The organism is Dethiothermospora halolimnae, from assembly GCF_037577855.1.
Classification (GTDB): Bacteria; Bacillota; Clostridia; order Tissierellales; family VENL01; genus Dethiothermospora; species Dethiothermospora halolimnae.
This window is the reverse complement of sequence record NZ_JBAKFX010000001.1, coordinates 141,800-163,510: the sequence shown is the minus strand read 5'-3', so window position 1 is coordinate 163,510 and position 21,711 is coordinate 141,800. Positions and strand designations below refer to the sequence as shown.

The 21,711-nt window shown below is 33.1% G+C and carries 30 protein-coding genes and 2 riboswitches; all 30 genes read left to right on the top strand.

Features of this window, described 5'->3' with window-relative positions; all coding sequences use genetic code 11:
- Positions 1 to 20: 20 nt before the first annotated feature.
- Entirely contained in the window at positions 21 to 560 is a 540-nt protein-coding gene (gene rplF / locus V6137_RS00825; RefSeq protein ID WP_425445970.1) for a 50S ribosomal protein L6, read from the top strand.
- 16 nt (positions 561 to 576) lie between these two features.
- Positions 577 to 945: a 50S ribosomal protein L18 gene (rplR, locus tag V6137_RS00820; RefSeq protein ID WP_425445969.1), complete on the top strand. Its 369-nt coding sequence runs from the start codon at positions 577 to 579 to the stop codon at positions 943 to 945.
- 16 nt (positions 946 to 961) lie between these two features.
- Entirely contained in the window at positions 962 to 1,468 is a 507-nt protein-coding gene (gene rpsE, locus V6137_RS00815; protein ID WP_425445968.1) for a 30S ribosomal protein S5, read from the top strand.
- Between the two features lie 12 nt (positions 1,469 to 1,480).
- Positions 1,481 to 1,657 carry a 50S ribosomal protein L30 gene (gene rpmD, locus V6137_RS00810; RefSeq protein WP_425445967.1) on the top strand — a complete coding sequence of 59 codons (177 nt, stop codon included), beginning with the start codon at positions 1,481 to 1,483 and terminating at the stop codon, positions 1,655 to 1,657.
- A 30-nt stretch (positions 1,658 to 1,687) separates the two neighbouring features.
- Complete coding sequence (rplO, locus tag V6137_RS00805) at positions 1,688 to 2,140, top strand: 50S ribosomal protein L15 (RefSeq protein ID WP_425445966.1); 453 nt, start codon at positions 1,688 to 1,690, stop codon at positions 2,138 to 2,140.
- A 1-nt stretch (position 2,141) separates the two neighbouring features.
- Complete coding sequence (gene secY, locus V6137_RS00800; protein ID WP_425445965.1) at positions 2,142 to 3,416, top strand: preprotein translocase subunit SecY; 1,275 nt, start codon at positions 2,142 to 2,144, stop codon at positions 3,414 to 3,416.
- 32 nt (positions 3,417 to 3,448) lie between these two features.
- On the top strand, positions 3,449 to 4,099 hold the full coding sequence (locus V6137_RS00795; protein WP_425445964.1) for an adenylate kinase: 651 nt from the start codon (positions 3,449 to 3,451) through the stop codon (positions 4,097 to 4,099).
- Positions 4,099 to 4,845, top strand: a complete 747-nt coding sequence (gene map, locus V6137_RS00790; protein ID WP_425445963.1) for a type I methionyl aminopeptidase — start codon at positions 4,099 to 4,101, stop codon at positions 4,843 to 4,845. Before V6137_RS00795 ends, map begins: the two co-directional genes overlap by 1 nt.
- A gap of 22 nt (positions 4,846 to 4,867) precedes the next feature.
- On the top strand, positions 4,868 to 5,149 hold the full coding sequence (locus V6137_RS00785) for a KOW domain-containing RNA-binding protein (protein WP_425445962.1): 282 nt from the start codon (positions 4,868 to 4,870) through the stop codon (positions 5,147 to 5,149).
- Positions 5,150 to 5,179: 30 nt separating this feature from the next.
- Entirely contained in the window at positions 5,180 to 5,398 is a 219-nt protein-coding gene (infA, locus tag V6137_RS00780) for a translation initiation factor IF-1 (RefSeq protein ID WP_425445961.1), read from the top strand.
- A gap of 15 nt (positions 5,399 to 5,413) precedes the next feature.
- Positions 5,414 to 5,527: a 50S ribosomal protein L36 gene (gene rpmJ, locus V6137_RS00775; protein WP_202710060.1), complete on the top strand. Its 114-nt coding sequence runs from the start codon at positions 5,414 to 5,416 to the stop codon at positions 5,525 to 5,527.
- A 164-nt stretch (positions 5,528 to 5,691) separates the two neighbouring features.
- Entirely contained in the window at positions 5,692 to 6,060 is a 369-nt protein-coding gene (gene rpsM, locus V6137_RS00770) for a 30S ribosomal protein S13 (protein ID WP_425445960.1), read from the top strand.
- A 17-nt stretch (positions 6,061 to 6,077) separates the two neighbouring features.
- Entirely contained in the window at positions 6,078 to 6,473 is a 396-nt protein-coding gene (rpsK, locus tag V6137_RS00765) for a 30S ribosomal protein S11 (RefSeq protein ID WP_425445959.1), read from the top strand.
- Positions 6,474 to 6,500: 27 nt separating this feature from the next.
- Complete coding sequence (gene rpsD / locus V6137_RS00760) at positions 6,501 to 7,127, top strand: 30S ribosomal protein S4 (RefSeq protein ID WP_425445958.1); 627 nt, start codon at positions 6,501 to 6,503, stop codon at positions 7,125 to 7,127.
- A 66-nt stretch (positions 7,128 to 7,193) separates the two neighbouring features.
- Positions 7,194 to 8,141: a DNA-directed RNA polymerase subunit alpha gene (locus tag V6137_RS00755; protein WP_425445957.1), complete on the top strand. Its 948-nt coding sequence runs from the start codon at positions 7,194 to 7,196 to the stop codon at positions 8,139 to 8,141.
- Positions 8,142 to 8,185: 44 nt separating this feature from the next.
- Positions 8,186 to 8,527, top strand: coding sequence for a 50S ribosomal protein L17 (gene rplQ / locus V6137_RS00750; protein WP_425445956.1), 342 nt, complete (start codon positions 8,186 to 8,188; stop codon positions 8,525 to 8,527).
- A gap of 197 nt (positions 8,528 to 8,724) precedes the next feature.
- On the top strand, positions 8,725 to 9,543 hold the full coding sequence (locus V6137_RS00745; RefSeq protein ID WP_425445988.1) for an energy-coupling factor transporter ATPase: 819 nt from the start codon (positions 8,725 to 8,727) through the stop codon (positions 9,541 to 9,543).
- Positions 9,540 to 10,400: an energy-coupling factor transporter ATPase gene (locus V6137_RS00740; RefSeq protein WP_425445955.1), complete on the top strand. Its 861-nt coding sequence runs from the start codon at positions 9,540 to 9,542 to the stop codon at positions 10,398 to 10,400. The genes V6137_RS00745 and V6137_RS00740 overlap by 4 nt, the downstream gene beginning before the upstream one ends.
- Positions 10,393 to 11,187, top strand: coding sequence for an energy-coupling factor transporter transmembrane component T family protein (locus tag V6137_RS00735; protein ID WP_425445954.1), 795 nt, complete (start codon positions 10,393 to 10,395; stop codon positions 11,185 to 11,187). Before V6137_RS00740 ends, V6137_RS00735 begins: the two co-directional genes overlap by 8 nt.
- Before the next feature lie 4 nt (positions 11,188 to 11,191).
- The gene (truA, locus tag V6137_RS00730; RefSeq protein ID WP_425445953.1) at positions 11,192 to 11,926 is read left to right on the top strand and encodes a tRNA pseudouridine(38-40) synthase TruA; all 735 of its coding nucleotides are present in this window, start codon (positions 11,192 to 11,194) and stop codon (positions 11,924 to 11,926) included.
- A 136-nt stretch (positions 11,927 to 12,062) separates the two neighbouring features.
- Complete coding sequence (gene rplM / locus V6137_RS00725) at positions 12,063 to 12,491, top strand: 50S ribosomal protein L13 (protein WP_425445952.1); 429 nt, start codon at positions 12,063 to 12,065, stop codon at positions 12,489 to 12,491.
- A gap of 24 nt (positions 12,492 to 12,515) precedes the next feature.
- Positions 12,516 to 12,908, top strand: coding sequence for a 30S ribosomal protein S9 (rpsI, locus tag V6137_RS00720; RefSeq protein ID WP_425445951.1), 393 nt, complete (start codon positions 12,516 to 12,518; stop codon positions 12,906 to 12,908).
- 344 nt (positions 12,909 to 13,252) lie between these two features.
- Positions 13,253 to 13,954: an N-acetylmuramoyl-L-alanine amidase CwlD gene (cwlD, locus tag V6137_RS00715; RefSeq protein WP_425445950.1), complete on the top strand. Its 702-nt coding sequence runs from the start codon at positions 13,253 to 13,255 to the stop codon at positions 13,952 to 13,954.
- A gap of 314 nt (positions 13,955 to 14,268) precedes the next feature.
- Positions 14,269 to 14,361: riboswitch (glycine riboswitch) on the top strand.
- A 2-nt stretch (positions 14,362 to 14,363) separates the two neighbouring features.
- A riboswitch (glycine riboswitch) is annotated at positions 14,364 to 14,444 on the top strand.
- Between the two features lie 90 nt (positions 14,445 to 14,534).
- A complete protein-coding gene (gcvT, locus tag V6137_RS00710; RefSeq protein WP_425445949.1) occupies positions 14,535 to 15,629 on the top strand; it encodes a glycine cleavage system aminomethyltransferase GcvT in 1,095 nt (364 codons plus the stop codon).
- A gap of 13 nt (positions 15,630 to 15,642) precedes the next feature.
- Entirely contained in the window at positions 15,643 to 16,026 is a 384-nt protein-coding gene (gcvH, locus tag V6137_RS00705; protein WP_425445948.1) for a glycine cleavage system protein GcvH, read from the top strand.
- Between the two features lie 2 nt (positions 16,027 to 16,028).
- Positions 16,029 to 17,375, top strand: a complete 1,347-nt coding sequence (gcvPA, locus tag V6137_RS00700; RefSeq protein ID WP_425445947.1) for an aminomethyl-transferring glycine dehydrogenase subunit GcvPA — start codon at positions 16,029 to 16,031, stop codon at positions 17,373 to 17,375.
- The gene (gene gcvPB, locus V6137_RS00695) at positions 17,372 to 18,826 is read left to right on the top strand and encodes an aminomethyl-transferring glycine dehydrogenase subunit GcvPB (protein ID WP_425445946.1); all 1,455 of its coding nucleotides are present in this window, start codon (positions 17,372 to 17,374) and stop codon (positions 18,824 to 18,826) included. Before gcvPA ends, gcvPB begins: the two co-directional genes overlap by 4 nt.
- A 238-nt stretch (positions 18,827 to 19,064) precedes the next feature.
- A complete protein-coding gene (gene lpdA, locus V6137_RS00690; RefSeq protein WP_425445945.1) occupies positions 19,065 to 20,459 on the top strand; it encodes a dihydrolipoyl dehydrogenase in 1,395 nt (464 codons plus the stop codon).
- A gap of 24 nt (positions 20,460 to 20,483) precedes the next feature.
- On the top strand, positions 20,484 to 21,020 hold the full coding sequence (locus V6137_RS00685) for an FmdE family protein (protein ID WP_425445944.1): 537 nt from the start codon (positions 20,484 to 20,486) through the stop codon (positions 21,018 to 21,020).
- 137 nt (positions 21,021 to 21,157) lie between these two features.
- Complete coding sequence (locus V6137_RS00680) at positions 21,158 to 21,709, top strand: glutathione peroxidase (RefSeq protein WP_425445943.1); 552 nt, start codon at positions 21,158 to 21,160, stop codon at positions 21,707 to 21,709.
- Positions 21,710 to 21,711: the final 2 nt, after the last annotated feature.

The window sequence follows — 21,711 nt, the reverse complement described above, 5'->3', positions numbered from 1 at the left end:
AGGGAATAGGAGGTGCGACTATGTCAAGGATAGGTCTTTTACCAATATCTATACCAGATGGTGTAGAAATTAATATAGATGACAATAATTACATCACTGTGAAGGGGTCAAAGGGACAGTTAGAACAACAACTTCACAGAGATATGATAATAAAAATGGAAGATAATGAAATAACAGTAGAGCGTCCAACAGAGAACAAAAAGCATAAATCATTACACGGACTAACACGTACCCTTATAGCTAATATGATAGAGGGTGTATCTAAAGGATATGAAAAGAAATTAGAAATAGTTGGTGTAGGTTATCGTGCACAAAAACAAGGTAAGAAATTAGTTCTTAACTTAGGTTTTTCACACCCGGTAGAGATGGAAGATCCAGAAGGATTAGAGGTTGATGTTCCATCAAATACGCAAATAGTTGTAAAAGGTATCGATAAACAGAAGGTTGGAAACTATGCAGCTGTTATAAGAGAATTAAGAAAGCCTGAGCCTTACAAAGGAAAAGGTATAAGATATGAAGGCGAATACGTAAGACGTAAGGAAGGTAAGACAGGTAAGTAGAAAGGAGTGATTACGGGTGTTAAAAAAGGTAAGTAAAAATGTAAAAAGAAAGAAAAGACATTTAAGATTAAGAAATAAAATACAAGGAACTCCTGATAGACCAAGATTAAACGTATATAGAAGTTCAAAACATATATATGCTCAAGTAATTGACGATCTTAAAGGTCACACAATCGCTTCTGCTTCAACACTTGATAAGGAACTAGATGGTAAAGTTGAAACAACAGGAAACAAGGAAGCTGCTAAAATGGTTGGAGAACTAATAGCTAAAAGAGCAGTGGAAAAGGGTGTTGAAAAAGTAATTTTTGATAGAGGCGGATATGTATATCACGGAAGAATAAAAGAGTTAGCTGAAGCCGCTAGAGAGGCTGGACTTAAATTTTAATGAAGGAGGGGAATTAATGGAACGTACACATATAGATGCTAGTGAACTAGATATCAAAGAAAGAGTAGTTAACATAAACCGTATTACTAAGGTTGTTAAAGGTGGTAGAAACTTTAGATTTAGTGCTTTAGTAGTTGTAGGTGATGAAAATGGTCACGTAGGAATAGGTATGGCCAAAGCTCAAGAGGTTCCTGAAGCTATTAGAAAAGCTATAGAAGATGCTAAAAAACATCTTATTGAAGTTCCAATGGTTGGAACAACAATTCCTCACGAAACTATTGGAGAATTTGGTGCAGGTAGAGTTATGTTAAAGCCTGCTTCTGAAGGTACAGGGGTTATCGCAGGAGGTCCTGTACGTGCCGTAATCGAATTAGCTGGTATTAGAGACCTAAGGGGTAAATCATTAGGTTCAAATAACCCTAGAAATATGGTTAATGCTACAATACAAGCATTAAATCAGTTAAAAAGAGCGGAGAAGGTAGCGAAGTTAAGAGGAAAATCTGTAGAAGAGTTACTAGGTTAGGGGGGAATTACCTTGGCTAAAATTAAAATACAATTAAAAAGAAGCAAGATAGGAAAAAAGGAAAAGCAAATAAGAACTATAGAGGCGCTAGGACTTAGAAAAATAGGCCAAATAGTTGAGAAAGAAGATACTCCTCAAATTAGAGGTATGATAGAAAAAGTAAGTCATATGGTTGAAATAGTAAAATAGATCTTATCACAGTGAAGAGGAGGTGCAATTATGAAACTTCATGAATTAGGACCAAATAAAGGTGGAGAAAGTAGAAACCAAAAACGTAAAAGACTTGGTAGAGGTACTGCAACAGGACAAGGTAAAACTTCAGGTAGAGGAGAAAATGGTCAAAACTCTCGTTCAGGCGGTGGAGTAAGACCAGGATTTGAAGGTGGTCAAATGCCTCTATATAGAAGATTACCTAAAAGAGGATTTAATAATAAAAGGTTCGCTAAGGAATTCGTAATAGTGAACTTAGAGCAGTTAAATAAATTTGATGAAAACACAGAAGTTACACCAGAACTTTTAATAGAGAGCGGTGTAATTAAAAACACTAAAGACGGTGTTAAGGTGTTAGCAAAAGGGGAACTAAATAAAAAACTTATTGTAAAGGCTAATAAATTCAGCAAATCTGCTGCTGAAAAGATTGAAGCCGTAGGGGGAAAGGTAGAGGTGATTTAAATTGTTATCAACTCTAAGAGATGCTTGGAAAATTCCTGACTTAAGGAAAAAAATGTTTTTTACATTATTAATGTTATTAATTTATAGACTGGGTTCTCATGTCCCAGTACCAGGTATGGATAGGGAAGTAATTGAACAGATATTCTCTGGTGGAGAAGGTGGAGTGTTAGGATTTCTTGATTTAATGTCTGGTGGATCTATGAGACAATTTTCAATATTTGCTCTTAACATTTATCCATATATTACAGCATCCATCATTATTCAATTATTAACTATAGCTATTCCTTCATTAGAAGCATTATCTAAGGAAGGGGAAGAAGGAAGAAAAAAAATAGCTCAATATACTAGATATGGTACTGTTGTTTTAGCTTTGGTTCAAGCGATTGGATTCAGTATAGGATTCTTTAACAGAGCTTTAATAGATAAGAGTTTTGGAACAGCAGCTGTTGTTGTATTAACACTAACAGCGGGAACTGCATTCTTGATGTGGCTAGGTGAACAGATTACCGAAAAGGGAATAGGTAATGGTATCTCCCTTATTATCTTTATAGGTATAATATCTAGATTACCTGGTGCACTATATGAAATTTATCAGCTATTAACTGCTGGGCAAGTGAATATAATAGAAGTATTACTTTTCGGTATAGTAGCGATATTAATAATAGCTGGTGTAGTAGCAATACAACAGGGTCAGAGAAGAATACCAGTTCAGTATGCAAAGAGAGTTGTAGGGAGAAAGATGTACGGGGGACAAAGTACACATATTCCATTGAAAGTGCTAATGGCTGGAGTTATACCAGTAATTTTCTCAACATCAATACTGGCATTCCCACAAACATTATCACTATTCTTTGAAGGTGGATTTGCAAATTTCGTAAGAGAATATTTAACTGTAAACGGAAAAGTAGGAATATGGATATATTCAATATTAAATGTTATTTTAATTATTCTGTTCACTTATTTCTATACTGCAGTTCAGTTTAATCCAGTGGAATATGCTAAAAATTTAAAACAACATGGTGGATTCATTCCTGGAATAAGACCAGGAAAGCCAACATCTGAGTTTTTAAGCAGAATTGTTTCAAGATTAACCATTGTTGGTGCATTAGCGCTAGCTATAATTGCTACACTACCAGTACTTGTAGGATCTTTAACTGATCTAAATATTAGATTTGGTGGAACTGCTTTACTAATCGTTGTAGGTGTTGCTCTTGAAACTGTAAAACAAATAGAATCACAGATGCTTATGAGACACTATAAAGGTTTCTTAAAATAAATTAGTTTAAACTCCATAAGGAGATGATTAGTTTGAGATTGATCTTATTAGGACCTCCTGGGGCAGGTAAAGGTACACAGGCTTCAGGAATAATAGAAAAATATAATGTACCCCATATATCCACAGGGGATATATTTAGAAAAAACATAAAAGAGGGAACAGACTTAGGGAAGAAAGCTAAAGAATACATGGATAAGGGATTACTTGTACCGGATGAAGTTGTGGTTGCTATAGTAAAGGATAGACTAACTGAAGATGACTGTAAAAAGGGATTTTTACTAGATGGATTTCCTAGAACTGTAGCCCAGGCAGATGCTTTAGATGGTGAACTTAAGGCTCTGGACTATAGCCTAGATTATGTACTAAATATAGAAGTGGATAAAGATATTCTTATTGAAAGAGCAGTGGGAAGAAGAATCTGTAAAAATTGTGGTGCAACATATCACATAAAATACAATCCTCCTAAAACTGAAAATGTTTGCGATGAATGTGGAGGAGAGCTTTACCAAAGAGATGATGATACAGAGGAAACTGTTTCAAAAAGAATAGAAGTATATCTAAAACAAACGAAGCCCCTTATAGAATACTATAATGATAAAAATTTACTTGTTGATATTAATGGAGAGCAGGATATTGACAAAGTGTTTGAAGATATAGTGAATATATTAGGGAGCGATAGTTAATGATTATATTCAAGACTAAAAGAGAAGTTGAAAAAATGAGAAAGGCTGGTAGGCTTGTGGCCGAGACCCATGCCTTTCTTGAGAAGTTAATTAAGCCAGGAATTACAACTAAAGAACTTGATGAAGCTGCAGAAGAGTTTATAAGAGAAAATAATTCTATACCAGCCTTTAAAGGATATGGTGGTTTTCCAGGAAGCATTTGTGCTTCAATAAATGAAGAAGTAGTTCATGGAATTCCAGGGTTAAAAAAATTAAAAGATGGCGATATTATAAGTATAGATATAGGAACCATTATAGATGGATACTATGGTGATGGTGCCAGAACCTATTCTGTGGGTAATATATCTGATAGTGCTAAGAAACTTATAAAGATAACAGAAGAATCCTTTTTTGAAGGGTTAAAGTTTGCTAAAGAGGGTTATAGACTTACAGATATATCCCATGCTATACAAAAGCATGTTGAAAGCAATGGATTTTCAGTGGTTAGGGACTATGTTGGCCATGGTATTGGCCAAAAGATGCACGAAGATCCACAGATACCTAACTTTGGTCCATCGGGGAAAGGTCCTAGGCTTAAAGCAGGAATGGTATTGGCCATTGAGCCTATGGTAAATGAAGGAACTTATCATGTTAAAACTTTAAGTGATAATTGGACCGTGGTAACCTATGATAGTAAATTATCATCTCACTATGAGAATACCATAGTAATAACTAAAGATGAGCCGGAACTTTTAACTGTCCTATAACCTAATTAAAGAGGTGAAGTAAATGGAAACCACATCCGATATACGGATAGGCCAGGTGGTTAAATCTAAGTCTGGTAGAGATAAGGGAAAAGTTTTCTTAGTGAATGCTATAATCGATGAAAAGTATGTTACAATAGTAGATGGTGATTTAAGAAGACTAGATAAACCTAAAAAGAAGAAGGCTAAGCACCTTATGATATATAAAACCGTTATTGAAGAATTTAGAAATAAAATTTTAAGTAACGAAAAGATAAACAATGCTTATGTAAGAAAGTTGTTACTTCCTTTTAACGAGGAGATATAATTTGTATTGTACAGGAGGTTTGATTGCCTAATGTCAAAAAAAGATGTTATTGAGGTAGAAGGTACCGTATTAGAAGCTCTACCTAATGCCATGTTCAAGGTTGAACTAGAAAATGGCCATGAAGTTTTGGCACATATATCAGGTAAGTTGAGGATGAACTTTATTAGAATATTACCTGGAGATAAAGTAACTATTGAACTATCTCCTTATGATTTAAGTCGTGGTAGAATAACATGGCGTAATAAGTAGCAAGGAGGGATTACAATGAAAGTAAGACCATCAGTGAAAAAGATATGTGAAAAATGTAAAATAATAAGAAGAAAAGGGAAAGTAATGGTTATCTGTGAAAACCCTAAACATAAACAAAAGCAAGGCTAACTAGAGAAACTAAGTTGCTCTAGTTTTTTCCCATGTTTTTTAGTATAATATTATAATGTTGGTACTAGAAAAATCGCGGCTGCTTTAAATAGATTATGACTAGTAAAAATGTTAGATGAAATTATTAAGTTAGAAGCATTTAGAATTAGGAGGTGTAAATCCAAATGGCCAGAATCGCAGGTATTGACTTACCAAGAGATAAAAGAGTTGAGATTGGTTTAACTTATATATTTGGTGTTGGTAGATCAAGGTCAAATGAAATACTAACTGAAGCAGGTATTAATCCTGATACAAGAGTAAAAGACTTAACAGAATCAGAAATAAGTGAACTAAGAAAATTAATAGATGGATATGTGGTAGAGGGTGACTTAAGAAGAGAAGTTGCTTTAAATATTAAGAGATTAAGAGAGATAGGTTCTTATAGAGGATTAAGACATAGAAGAGGACTTCCAGTAAGGGGACAGTCAACTAAGAACAATGCAAGAACTAGAAAAGGTCCTAAGAAGTTAGCAAGTAAGAAGAGAAAGAAATAGTAAAGGAGGGACTATAAGTGGCTAAAAAAGGAAGAAAAACTCGTGTTAGAAGAAAAGAGCGTAAGAATATTGAAAGAGGTCAAGCTCATATAAGATCTACTTTCAATAATACCATAATTACATTAACTGACACACAGGGAAATGTAATATCATGGGCAAGTGCAGGACAGCTTGGATTTAGAGGTTCAAAGAAATCTACTCCATTTGCTGCTCAAACGGCTGCAGAGGAAGCTGCAAATAAAGCTATGGAACACGGTCTAAAAACTGTTGAAGTTTATGTAAAGGGTCCAGGTTCAGGAAGAGAAGCCGCTATTAGATCATTACAAGCAGCGGGATTAGAAGTAAGTTTAATAAAAGATGTTACACCAATTCCACATAATGGATGTAGACCACCAAAACGTAGAAGAGTATAGTAAATATAGATATAGGAGGTGCACAGGATGGCTAGATATACAGGACCAGTTTGTAGACTTTGTCGTAGAGAGGGTCAAAAGTTATACTTAAAGGGCGATAAATGTTATACAGATAAATGTCCAGTTTCAAAAAGAAATTATGCCCCAGGGCAACATGGAAAAGGTAGAAGAGTAAAATTATCAAACTACGGAGTACAATTAAGGGAGAAACAAAAGGTACGTAGATATTATGGTGTTTCTGAAAAGCAAATGCTTAAATATTATCACATGGCAGATAAAATGGAAGGAATTACTGGTGAGAATCTATTAAAAACGTTAGAGTTAAGACTTGATAATGTTGCTTATAGATTAGGATTTGCTTCATCAAGAGCAGAAGCAAGACAATTAGTAAATCACGGACATTTCACTGTTAATGGTAGAAAATCAGATGTAGCTTCACACTTAATGTCAGTAGGAGATGTAATCGAGGTTAAGCAAAAGAGCAAGTCTTCAGAAAAATTCAAAGAGCTTGTTGAGAACCATCAAGGTAATGTAAAGCCATGGTTACAAGTGGATGTTGAGAACTTACAAGGTAAAGTTGTGAGTGAACCATCTAGAGAAGATATAGAGTTACCAATCGAAGAACACTTAATCGTTGAGAGATATTCTAAGTAGTAATATAGATTAGAATCAGTACCCTCAAGATATAATAATAAAGTTTATGAGGAGGGTTTATGTTAAATGATTGAATTTGAAAAACCAAGTATAGAAATGATTGAGACCAATGATGACAATACCTATGGTAAAATTGTTTTGCAACCTTTAGAGAGAGGTTATGCTACAACTTTAGGTAATTCTTTAAGAAGGATATTACTTTCTTCACTTCCAGGTGCAGCAGTTTCATCAATAAAAATTCAAGGGGTACTACATGAATTTTCTACTGTTCCTGGAGTTTTAGAAGATGTTTCAGAAATTATTCTGAATATAAAAGAGATAGCTGCCATTATGCATACTGAGGAACCGGTGACCCTTAGGATAGAAGCAGAGGGTCAAGGAAAAGTAACAGCAGGTGACATTATAACAGGTGCAGATGTGGAAATTATTAATGAGGATTTACACATAGCAACATTAGAAGATGATGGTAAGTTATATATGGAACTTGAAATGAAAAAAGGTAGAGGGTATGTAGGTGCTGAAAACAATAAAGATGAGTCTCAACCTATTGGAACTATACCAGTTGACTCCATATTTACTCCAGTAAAAAAAGTTAACTTTAAGGTTGAAAACACAAGGGTTGGACAGAGGAGTGATTATGATAAGCTTACCATAGAATTATGGACAGATGGTACTATAACCCCAGAAGAGGCAGTATCATTAGGTGCAAAAATATTAAATGATCACTTAGAGTTATTTATTGATTTGACTAATCATGTAAGTGATGTTGAAATCATGGTAGAAAAAGAAGAAGATCAGAAAGAAAAAGTATTAGAGATGACTATAGAGGAACTAGACTTATCTGTAAGATCATACAACTGTCTAAAAAGAGCAGGTATTAACACAGTAGATGAGTTAGCTCAAAAATCTGAAGAAGATATGATGAAGGTAAGAAATCTAGGAAAGAAATCTCTTCAAGAGGTAGAGAAAAAGCTTGCTGAATTAGGGTTAGGACTAAGAAAAAGTGAAGAGTAACACTAAAATAGATGATTAACCCTGTATAAAAAGGAGGGATAAAGATGGCTAAGCGTAGAAAACTTGGACGCCCTACTGACCAAAGAAAGGCTATGTTAAGAAACTTAGTAACTAGTTTTTTAAAGAATGGTAAGATAGAAACTACAGTCACTAGAGCTAAAGAGACAAGAAGAATCGCTGAAAAGATGATTACATTAGCTAAAAGAGGCGACTTACATGCAAGACGTCAGGTGTTATCATATGTATATGATGAAACTGTTGTAAAGAATTTATTTGATGAAATAGCACCAAAGTATGAAGAGAGAAATGGTGGCTATACAAGGATATTAAAACTTGGACCTCGCAGAGGCGATGGTTCAGAAATGGCTATACTAGAATTAGTATAAAAAGTTAGGGATTAGATTGCGCTTGCAATTTAATCCCTAGTTTTTTATTATTTTTTATTGTAGTTGTTGGGGGATTCGTAATCCCCTAACCAATTATCTTTAAAATGTTTTGATTTAAGTATGTTTATATGCTAAAATAAAGCAGGAGTTACAAAGATTATATCTAATAACGAGAATGAGGGGTATAAATGGATACTATGATAAATATAGATAATTTAAGCTATAAATATGTAGGTAACGAGGATAAAGATGTTTTAGCGGTAAACGATGTTAATTTACAAATTCAAAAAGGAGAATTTGTTGTAATACTTGGGCACAATGGATCAGGAAAATCTACGTTGGCAAAATTAATAAATGGCTTGTTAGTACCCAGTGATGGGAATGTTTTTGTAAATGGTATGAATACGAGGGAAGAAGAACTTATATGGAACATAAGACAAACTGCAGGTATGGTATTTCAAAATCCAGATAATCAAATAGTTGCAACGATAGTTGAAGAAGATGTTGCATTTGGCCCAGAAAATCAAGGAATAGAGTCTAAAGAAATCAGAAGAAGGGTAGATGAGGCATTAAAAATTGTAGGCATGTATAAATATAGAACCCATGCACCCCATTTATTGTCTGGGGGACAAAAGCAGCGAATTGCCATAGCCGGGGTATTGGCTATGAATCCACAGTGTATTATACTAGATGAACCTACAGCTATGTTAGATCCATCGGGAAGAAAGGAAGTAATGAATACTATAAGTAAGTTAAATAGAGAAGAAAATAAGACCATTGTTCATATAACCCATTATATGGACGAAGCAGTTAATGCCGATAGGATAGTTGTAATGTCACAGGGAAAAATAATTTTACAGGGAACTCCTAAAGAGGTGTTTAGTCATGTGGATGAAGTAAAAAAACTAGGTCTTGATGTACCCCAAGTGACAGAACTGGCTTATAAATTAAGGAAAGAAGGTATAGATGTTCCTGTAGATGTTTTAACGGTGGAGGAATTGGTGATGAAATTATGACCATTAAAATTAATAATTTAACCTATATATATAATCCTGGTAATCCCTTTGAAGTGAAGGCATTAGATGATATAAATTTAAATATAGATAATGGCGAATTTATAGGGCTTATAGGCCATACAGGATCAGGAAAATCAACATTGATACAACATTTAAATGGTTTATTAAAACCTACATCAGGAAGTATAATTATAAATGATTTTGATATAACAGAAAAAAAGGTAAAATTAAAGAAGATAAGAGAAAAAGTAGGGTTAGTATTTCAATATCCAGAGCATCAGTTATTTGAAGAAACGGTCTATAAAGACATTGGATTTGGACCTAAGAATTTAGGTCTTAATAAGAATGACATAGAAAAGAGAATAAAGGAATCTATGGAACTGGTGGGACTTGATTATAACCTAAAGGATCGATCCCCATTTGAATTAAGCGGAGGTCAAAGAAGAAGGGTTGCCATTGCAGGTGTTTTAGCCATGAAGCCAGATATACTAATATTAGATGAACCTGCAGCAGGGTTAGATCCCAAAGGTAGAGATGAGATACTTGGTCAGATTGAAAGTTTATATAAAAATAATGATATTACTATAATATTAGTTTCCCATAGCATGGAGGATGTTGCTAAATTAGTTAATAGATTGATAGTTATGCATAATGGTAAGATTAAAATGGATGGTAGCCCAAGGGAAATATTTAAAAGAATATATAAACTTGAAGAAGTGGGTTTAGCAGTTCCCCAGATTACTTATTTTATGAGGGCTTTGAAAAATAAGTTTAGTGATATAAAAGATGATATAATAACTGTGGATGAGGCTAAGGAAGAAATACTAAAATATTTAAGGGGAAATAGACATGATTAAAGATATAACCATAGGACAATATTTTCCAGGAGACACAGTGGTTCATAAATTAGATCCTAGGATGAAAATAATAGTAACTTTTATATTTATAATATCACTATTTTTTATAAATGATTTTCTACCATATCTTTTTATAGTTACCTTTATGGTTACCACTATTTTGTTATCAAAGATACCTATAAAATATATTTTTAAAGGTCTAAAACCAATAATGATTATTATACTTATAACCTTTGTTATAAACCTGTTTGTTACAGATGGAAAAACATTATTAGAAATAGGTCCAGTGGATATTACAGAAGAAGGATTATATAAAGCAGTTTTTATGGCATTAAGACTGGTATTTCTAATAACAGGCACTTCATTATTGACCCTTACTACATCCCCTATTTCATTAACTGATGGCATAGAACACTTATTAAATCCATTTAAGCGGATAGGAGTACCGGCTCATGAATTGGCAATGATGATGACAATAGCTTTAAGGTTTATACCTACACTATTAGAAGAAACAGATAAAATAATGAAGGCTCAAATGGCAAGGGGAGCTGATTTTGAAAGTGGTAATATTTTAAATAGAGCTAAGAGTTTAGTACCCCTTTTAGTACCCCTATTTGTAAGTGCCTTTAGACGGGCTGACGAACTTGCCATGGCTATGGAGGCAAGATGCTATAGGGGAGGAGAAAATAGAACTAGAATGAAGCAATTGAAGCTAGAGAAAAGGGATTATATTTCCCTAGGGGTAGCTTTAATCTTGCTAATTGGAATAATAATATATAGGGTGTAATGTTATGAGAAATATAAAACTTACAATACAATATGATGGTACAAACTATTATGGTTGGCAAATACAACCTAATGTTGTAACGGTGCAACAGAAGGTTCAAGATGCTATCATAAAGATTACTAAGGAAAAAATTAAAATACATGGTGCTGGTAGAACAGATAGGGGAGTCCATGGCTTAGGGCAGACGGCAAGCTTTTATACTAACTCCAATATACCAGCGGATAAAATAAAGTTTGCATTAAACAGTATGTTACCCGATGATATAGCTATTATAGATTCACAGGATATGGACAAAAATTTCCATGCTAGATATAGTGCAAAGGGTAAGATATATAAATATAGGATATATAATAATAAAATAAGAAGTCCAATATTTAGAAATTATTCTTATCATGTGCCATATGATATTAATTATGATAAAATGAAGAAGGCATCTGAGTACTTTTTAGGAGAACATGACTTTATAGCTTTTATGGCCTCTGGAAGTAAAGTGAAGGATACATTTAGGGAAATATATGATATAAATTTTGAAAAAAGGGACAATATTATAGATATAACCTTTAAAGGAAATGGATTTTTATATAATATGGTAAGAATAATAGTTGGAACATTATTGGACGTGGGAAAGGGTAAAATAGAAGGTAAAGAAATCCTCCACATTATAAAATCTAAGAACCGAAATAATGCTGGACCCACTGCAAAACCCCAAGGTCTGTATCTTAAAAAGGTATTATATTAAATTAATAATTAATTCCTTGACACACTTGGCACATTGTATTAAAATAGAAACATGTGTTATGCTATTAAAAATCCACTAGCCCCGGGTTTTTAACATATAGATAAATTTTTCCAATTGGAATAAGGAGGGAAATGGATTGAAAAGCTTTATAGCCAAACCAAGAGAAATTGAAAGAAAATGGTATGTAATAGACGCAGAAGGAAAGACATTAGGTAGACTTGCAAGTGAAGTTGCCAAGATATTAAGAGGGAAGCATAAGCCAACTTATACTCCTCATGTTGATACAGGAGACTTTGTAATAATTTTAAATGCTGAAAAAGTTGTTGTATCAGGTAAGAAAGCAAATCAAAAAACTTATAAATATCATACTGGATATGCAGGTGGTTTAAGAGAAATACCTTACAAGAGAATGCTAGCTGAAAAACCTGAAAAGGTATTTGAATTAGCAGTTAAGGGAATGCTTCCTAAGAATAGTTTAGGAAGAAAAATGATTAAAAAATTAAAAGTATACAGAGGATCTGAGCATAATCATGAAGCTCAAAAGCCTGAAGTTTACGAAATATAATAGTTCAGGAAGGGAGGACTGGAAGTGGCTAAGATACAATATTATGGAACAGGAAGAAGAAAGAAATCTGTAGCTAGGGTAAGACTAGTTCCAGGTAACGGAAACATCACTGTAAATAAAAGAGATTTAGATGTTTACTTTAACTTTGATACGTTAAAGGCAACTGTAAAGGAACCGCTAAATATTACTGATACATTAGACAAATATGATGTAATAGTAAATGTTAATGGTGGTGGATTTACAGGTCAAGCAGGAGCTATAAGACATGGAATATCAAGAGCATTATTAAAAGCTGACGGTGAGTTAAGACCTGTACTTAAAAAAGCTGGTTTCTTAACTAGAGACCCAAGAATGAAGGAAAGAAAGAAGTATGGTCTAAAGAAAGCAAGACGTGCTCCACAATTCTCAAAAAGATAGTTATATTTTATCAAAAACGCCGGTATATACCGGCGTTTTTTTTGTTATGGTCTCACCAACTCCCTGCACCTTACATTCTGTACGGAATAAAGAAGCACCAACGGAATTTTTTAGTTGCTGGGGGATTCGTAATCCCACAGCTCATTGAAAATACAGTCTTTGGTATAATAGTTCTTCTAGAAGAAGCCCTATATATGTTTATGTTTTCACCAATTCCCTGCACTTTGTCCTCTGTACTCTGTACAGAATAAAGAAGCACTAAAGGTGACTTTGTTCTTTTTTTGTAATATGGACAACATTCCAACTAATAGTATTAATATATGAATAAACATAGGGGGAGTGTTATGAGGGTAATATTCATAAAAAAGGCTCATGTTTTAATTTTCCTATTAGTAATAATAGGATTGATAATATTCTTTTTAGGATATAATAAGGTCCAACCTACTTTTAATTTATCAATAACTGATAAAGTGATAGTAATAGACCCAGGACATGGAGGTGTGGATCCAGGGGCTTTAGCTAAGGATGGAACGGAAGAGGAAGATATTAATCTTAGTATTTCATTAAGGTTAAAAAAACTATTAGAACAGGCAGGATGTAAAGTAATCATGACTAGAGATAAGGATGAAGGGTTATATACAGAAAAATCAAAGAGTTATAATCAAAAGAAGAATGAAGATTTGAGAAATAGGAGGATAATGACAAACGATATAAACCCCGACTTGTTTATAACTATACACTTAAATAGTTTTGGTCAGAGTAAATACTATGGAGCCCAAACCTTTTATCAGAAGGGGAGTGAAGAGGGAAAAGCACTTGCTAAAATAATACAAGAAGAATTAAAAAAAATATTAGATAATAATAATAAAAGAATGTGCCAATCTACAAATAGTGTATATTTACTACGGGAAGTAAAAGCTACGGCTATATTAGTAGAATGTGGATTTTTATCTAATCCCGATGAGCTTAGACTACTAAAAAGTGATGAGTATCAGCAAAAAATAGCAAGGGGAATATATATAGCTATAGTAAGATATTATAACTAGAGATTGAAGGGATAGTTGTTAATAATTTATTGTGGATAAGTTTTAAAAATGTGGAAAACTAATATTATGTAAATTTGAAATTGCTACAATACAGTTGATAACAGTGGTGTTGAGTTTACATAAAGTTATCCACTGTAGATTGTGGATTATGTGGATAACGTGGATAACTAAAGGAAAAGGTTAACATGATTATTTCATATAACCTTTGTTATAAATCTATAATAATAAATAATGATATATATAACAGTTACTTATAATGTATTGAATTTTTTGAAAATTTTAATATAATATAGTTATAAATTAATAATAACCAGATGATAATAACGAGAGATGCCCAACAGGGAGCCGAAGGAGCAATATATGTATAGCATATAGAAACTTTCAGGCAAAAGAATCGTTATTTGATGGCCCTCTGGAAAGTTCTAGAGAACACCGTAGGAGCAATACACTTTATTAAAGTGTTTAGAATCTCTCAGGTAAATTACAGAGGAATAGGACAGTATACTCTAATTGGGGTATATTGTCTTATTCCTCTTTTTTATACGTAAAAAACCAATATTATGCTTGAAGGAGTGATATTATGAGAACGTCTTTATATAATGAACATGTAAACTTAAAGGGTAAAATTATAGACTTTGCTGGATGGGAGTTACCTATCCAGTATGAGGGACTTGTTGTAGAACATAATACAGTTAGGGATAGTGCGGGGCTCTTTGATGTTTCCCATATGGGAGAAATAGAGATAAAGGGCAATGATGCATTGGAGTTTGTGAACCGTATTATAACTAATAATGTTAAGGATTTAGATGATAATCAGGTAGCATACAGTCTTATGTGTTATGAAGATGGGGGAATAGTAGACGATTTATTAGCCTATAAGATATCACAGAAACACTTTCTATTGGTTGTAAATGCAGCAAATATAGATAAAGATTTTAAATGGATTCTAGAAAATAAAAAAGATTATGATATAGAGATATCAAATATTTCTGATAGCATGGGGCAATTGGCACTACAGGGACCTAAAGCAGAAGAGATACTTGAAAAAATAAGTGATACAGACTTATCAACAATAAAGTTTTTCCGTTTTAATAGGGAAGTACTAATAAATAATAAAAAATGTTTAGTATCAAGAACAGGATATACAGGAGAAGATGGATTTGAAATATATACAGACCCAGATAATCTAGTGGGTATATGGAATGAAATATTAAAGGCAGGAGAGGAATATAGTATAAAACCTATAGGCCTTGGAGCTAGAGATACCCTTAGATTTGAAGCTACATTACCCTTATATGGTCATGAGATATCAAAGAATATAACACCATTAGAAGCAGGGTTAGGATTTTTTGTTAAGTTAGATAAAGATGACTTTATTGGAAAAGAAGCTTTAGTTAAAGAGAAACAAGAAGGACTTAAAAGGAAACTTGTAGGTTTTGAAATGAAGGGAAGGGGAATACCTAGGGAACAATATGATGTTTTATATGATGATAAAAAGATAGGTTTTGTTACAACAGGATATTTCTCACCTACATTAAAGAAAAATATAGGGTTAGCTATGGTAGATAGTAATTATTCAAAAATAGGAACAGATATAGATATAAAAATAAGAAAAAAGGCTGTTAAAGCTGAAATTATAAGTAAAAGGTTCTTAAGTAAAAATTATAAAAAATAGGAGGAATTAAAAAATGAAAATTTTAAAGGGATTATTATATACAAAGGATCATGAATGGATAAAAGTAGAAGGAGACAATGCATATATAGGAATAACAGATTTTGCCCAAAACTCACTGGGAGATATTGTTTTTGTAGATTTACCAGAGGAAGATGATGAGTTTGATAGAGAAGAGGAATATGGAGTTATTGAATCAGTAAAGGCAGCATCGGATTCTTTTATGCCAATAGGAGGGACTGTATTAGAAGTAAATCAAGATGTTTTAGATAGTCCAGAAGCAATAAATGCTGATCCCTATGGAAACTGGTTTATGTTAATCAAGATTTCAGATAAATCCCAGTTAGATGATTTGATGTCCCCAGAGGAATATGAAGATTTCTGTGAAAAGGAGAGATAAATATGCATAAATATATACCTACAACTAAAAAAGATAAAGAGGAAATGCTAAAGGAAATTGGATGTGAAAGTGTAGATAGATTATTTGATGATATTCCTGAAGACGTTAAATTTAAAGGAGATCTTAATATAGGAAATTCATTATCTGAATTAGAGATAAGAAAACATATGGGAAATCTTAGTTCCAAGAATAAAACAATAAATGACTTGACGTGCTTTTTAGGGGCAGGTGCTTATGATCATTATATACCCTCTGTTGTAGATCATGTTATATCAAGATCTGAATTTTATACAGCATATACTCCATATCAAGCTGAAATAAGTCAAGGAACCCTTCAGACCATATTTGAGTTTCAAAGCTTAATATGTAACTTAACAGGGATGGATGTAGCTAATGCTTCAGTTTATGATGGAGCAACTGCCATAGCTGAAGGGGCCATAACTGCAGTTTTAAGTACAAGAAAAAATGAAATAGTTATTTCAAAAACTGTTCACCCAGAATATAGAAAGGTTTTAAAGACATATGCAAAGGCTCAAGACTTAGATGTTATAGAGGTTGATGACGATAATGGAACCACGGATATAGATAAACTAAAAGAAAGTGTTAGTGATAATACTGCAGCAGTAATAGTACAGCATCCAAACTTTTTTGGGTTGTTAGAAGATGTAGAGGAAATAGAAAAGATAACCCATAGCGCTAAGAAAGCTAAGTTTATGGTAAGTGTTGATCCTATATCATTAGGTATATTAAAGTCTCCAGGAGAGTACGGAGCAGATATTGTTGTTGGGGAAGGCCAATCCCTAGGAAACAACCTAAACTTTGGAGGACCATATCTTGGCTTTATGGCAACAACTAAAAAGCTTATGAGAAAGCTTCCAGGCAGGATTGTAGGGGAAACAAAGGATAAAGACGGTAATAGGGCCTTTGTTCTTACTTTACAGGCAAGGGAACAACATATAAGAAGAGAAAAGGCTACGTCTAATATATGCTCTAATCAGGCATTAAATGCCTTAGCAGCTACGGTATATTTAACTGCTTTAGGGAAAAAGGGAATAAGAGAAGTGGCAGTAAATTCAGCTAAAAATGCCCATTATGCCTTTGATAAAATAACTGAATCAGGAAAATATAAACCACTATTTAACAAACCCTTTTTCAAAGAATTCCCTATAACAAGTGATGTACCAAGTGATAAGTTAAATAGTGAACTATTAGAGAATAATATTTTAGGAGGATATAAGCTAGGTAAAGATTATCCCCAATATAGTAATTCCACTTTATATTGCGTTACAGAAAAGAGGACTAAAGAAGAAATTGATAAATTATCTGAAGTATTGGAGGGGATAAAATGAAAAAGTATAATAAGCTAGTATTTGAGATATCAAAACCGGGTAGAGTGGGATACTCATTACCTGAAAATGAAATAGATTTAGATATTGAAGATATAATACCAAAGAGTCACATAAGAAAAGAAGAAGCAAACTTACCAGAGGTTAGTGAGTCAGAGCTAATGAGACATTTTACCCTTTTATCAAATAAAAACTATGGTGTGGACACAGGATTTTATCCCCTTGGTTCGTGTACAATGAAATATAATCCTAAGATAAATGAAGATATGGCAAGGCTAGAAGGATTTATAGATATACATCCATATCAACCGGAAGAGACGGTACAGGGTGCATTAGAGCTTATGTATGACCTAAATGAAAAGCTATCAGAGATAACAGGTATGGATAAAATGAGTTTACAACCTGCGGCAGGTGCCCATGGAGAATTGGCAGGACTTATGATTATAAAGGCTTACCACGATAAAAATGGCAATAGTGAAAGGAAAAAGATAATAGTACCGGATTCAGCCCATGGAACCAATCCAGCCAGTGCTAAAGCTGTGGGATTTGATGTAGTAGAAGTTAAATCAAATTCTAAGGGTCTGGTGGATATAGATAGTTTAAAGAATGTATTAGATGATGAAGTGGCAGGGCTTATGCTTACAAATCCCAATACTTTAGGGTTATTTGAAAAGGATATCATAGAAATTTCAAAATTAGTCCATGAAGCAGGAGGTCTTCTTTATTATGATGGGGCCAATACAAATGCCATAATGGGAATAACAAGACCGGGAGATATGGGATTTGATATAGTTCATCTAAATCTTCACAAAACCTTCACAACGCCCCACGGAGGCGGAGGTCCAGGAAGTGGCCCTATAGGGGTTAAAAATGAATTAATAGAATTTTTACCAACACCAATAATAGAGAAAGATAATGATATATTTACCCTTGATTATGATAAACCAAGTTCAATAGGTAAAATAAAGAGCTTTTACGGACATTTCCAAACTTTAGTAAGGGCATTGACATATATATTGACAATGGGATCAGAAGGCCTTAAAAAAGTTAGTGAGACGGCAGTTTTAAATGCCAATTATTTAATGAATAAACTAAAGGAATACTATCATTTACCAGTAGATGACATATGTAAGCACGAGTTTGTATTAGGTGGTTTAAAAGAAAATAATATAGAAGTATCCACTCTAGACATAGCTAAAAGACTATTAGACCTAGGTTATCATCCACCAACTATATATTTCCCCCTTATCATAAATGAAGCTATGATGATAGAACCTACGGAAACCGAAAGCAAAGAGACCCTTGATAGATTTGTAGAAACCATGATACAAATTGCTAAGGAAGCTAAAGAAAACCCAAGCTTATTAAAAGAAGCACCTATAACTACAGAAATAAGACGGGTAGATGAAGCTCAAGCTGCTAGAAATCCAGTTTTAAAATGGGAGAACAAATAGAAGAAACCGTGGAATGAAATCTACACTACAATTGTTAGCTGTGGATGATAATGAACTATGTAGAGACTTGGCATGCCCAGGCTGATTGTTGGAGAGTTATATTCAGTTTAGTTCTTGGGGAATTAAACTAAGCTTAGTTGTTGGGGGATTCGTAATCCCCCAACTATAACATATATTAAAACATTACCCTAAAATTAGCACTTATATATATATTAATAATAAATAGGAAGGTGATATAATGGAAAGGGATATAGTGATAATCGGCGGAGGTCCCGGTGGATATGTTGCTGCAATAAAAGCAGCTCAACTGGGGAATAAGGTAACATTAGTTGAGTCGGATAGAATAGGGGGTACATGTTTAAATTGGGGTTGTATACCCACTAAAGCACTATATAAAAATGCAGAAATAATAAAAACCCTTAAAAATATAGACCAATTTGGTATAAGCATAGAGGGTTTTAAGATAGATATGGAAAAAATTCATAAAAGAAAAGATGATGTTGTTGGTAAACTTGTTAATGGAATAGAACAAGTTCTATCATCCTATGATATTGAAACAATAGATGGCATTGGAAGTCTAAAGGACAGAAATAGGGTTTTAGTTAGATTAAATAATGGAGAAGAAAGAGAAATATCAACTAAAAATATTATTATTGCAACAGGTTCTAAACCCTCTGTACCTCCTATTAAAGGAGTGGATTTAGATGGTGTTCATACCAGTGACTACTTTATAAACAGTAGAGAAATCCCTAAAAGATTGGCAATAGTAGGTGGAGGAGTAATAGGTCTTGAATTTGCTAATATATATAATGAACTAGGCTCTACAGTTACCATATTAGGAAGTGAGATAATAAAAAATGTTGATAAGGATATATCTAAAAGGATGGCTTCTTATCTAAAAAGAAATAAAATAAAATTAGCTTTAAAAACTAGGGCTAAAGAAATACGAAAAGAAGATGGGGAACTAATAGTTGTTGGAGATAAAAAAGGTAAAGAGATAACTACTAAAGCAGACTCAGTATTATTAGCAGTTGGAAGGAAACCTGTTCTTGAAGGATTGAACCTGGATAATGTGGGAGTAGAATATGATAAATATGGAATAAAGGTTGATGATCACTTTAGAACTAATATTGATAATATTTATGCCATAGGGGATGTTATCGGTGGAGTTATGTTAGCCCATGTTGCATCCCATGAAGGGATCATAGCTGTGGAAAAAATAATGGGTATAGAAAAGGATATAGATCATGACATAGTTCCAGCATGCATATTTGTTTCACCGGAGATAGCCCAAGTTGGATTAACAGAGGAAAAAGCTAAAGAAAAGGGAATAGATTATAAAAAAAGTAAGTTTATGATTGGTGCCAATGGAAAGGCTTTAGCAATGGGTGAAACTCAAGGGATGGTGAAAGTTTTATCAAAAGGAGAAGATAATACCATAATAGGTGTTCATATAATGGGCCCCCATGCTTCTAGTTTAATCCATGAGGGAGCCCTTGCGGTATATAATAAACTAAATGTAAAGGATATAGAACATACTATCCATGCCCATCCAACTTTATCGGAAAGTTTTTTTGAAGGGGTTTTAGGATTAGAAGATAGAGCCATACACATGGCAAAACCTAAAAAATAGAATATAGATAGAAAGGTGATTAATATGGATAGAAAGCTATGGGAAAAAGTAGTAGATTTTCATGGTCATGAGTGTCCAGGACTTGCAATTGGCTTTAAAGCAGCAATGGCTGTTATAGATAGCCTTGAAATGAAATTTTCAAAGGATGAAGAAATAGTGTGTATAACTGAAAATGATGCCTGTGGTGTTGATGCAATACAACTTTTAACAGGATGTACTTTTGGTAAAGGTAATTTGATTTATAAACCCACAGGAAAACAGGCCTATAGCTTCTTTTCTAGAAAGACAGGAGAAAATATAAGGGTAGTTTTGAAACCAATTTTAAAAAATATGAGTAGAGAAGAAAAAATAGGATATATATTAGATAGTAGAGTTAAAGACCTGTTCATATTTAAAAAGCCAAATTGTTATTTGCCCCGTGAAGCAAATATATATGAGACTGTATATTGTGAAGAATGTAATGAGGGTGTTTCAGAAAATATGATTAAAGTAAAGAATGGAAAAAAGGTTTGCATTGATTGTTACAAAGGCTATAATAAAGTCTTACAGATGTGTTATTAATATTATGGAATTTAAATTTTATAATTTTAAAGATATGTTTAGTTTAATATTACCTTTGTTAATTTGTATTGACAAAGGTAATATTAAAAGTTAACATGTGTATGTACAAACAACATAAAATAGAAGGAGGAATATTTATGGGTATATATGATTTTTCTTTAGAAACAATAGACAATGAAAAGATTTCTATGGAGGAGTATAGAGGAAAGGTTTTATTAATAGTTAATACAGCAAGTAAATGTGGTTTTACTCCCCAATATGAAGACTTAGAGAGGTTATATGAAAGGTATAATAAAGATGGATTTGAAATTTTAGCTTTTCCTTGTAATCAATTTCAAAACCAAGAGCCTGGAGATAATGAAGATATTGAAAGCTTTTGTAAATTAAACTATGGGGTTAAATTCCCTTTGTTCTCTAAAATTGATGTAAGGGGAAAGAATATTCATCCTCTATATAGTTTTTTAATAAATGAAGCTCCCTTTGAAGGGTTTAACCTAGGAAATCCTTCCGGTAAAATATTGTATCATATGTTAGAAGAAAATCATCCCGATTGGCTTCTTGATAATTCTATAAAATGGAATTTTACTAAATTCTTAATAGATCAAAAGGGAAATGTTATTAAAAGATATGAGTCTCCCGTTGACCCTATGGATATAGAAGGAGATATTGAAAAACTCATTTTTAAATAAAA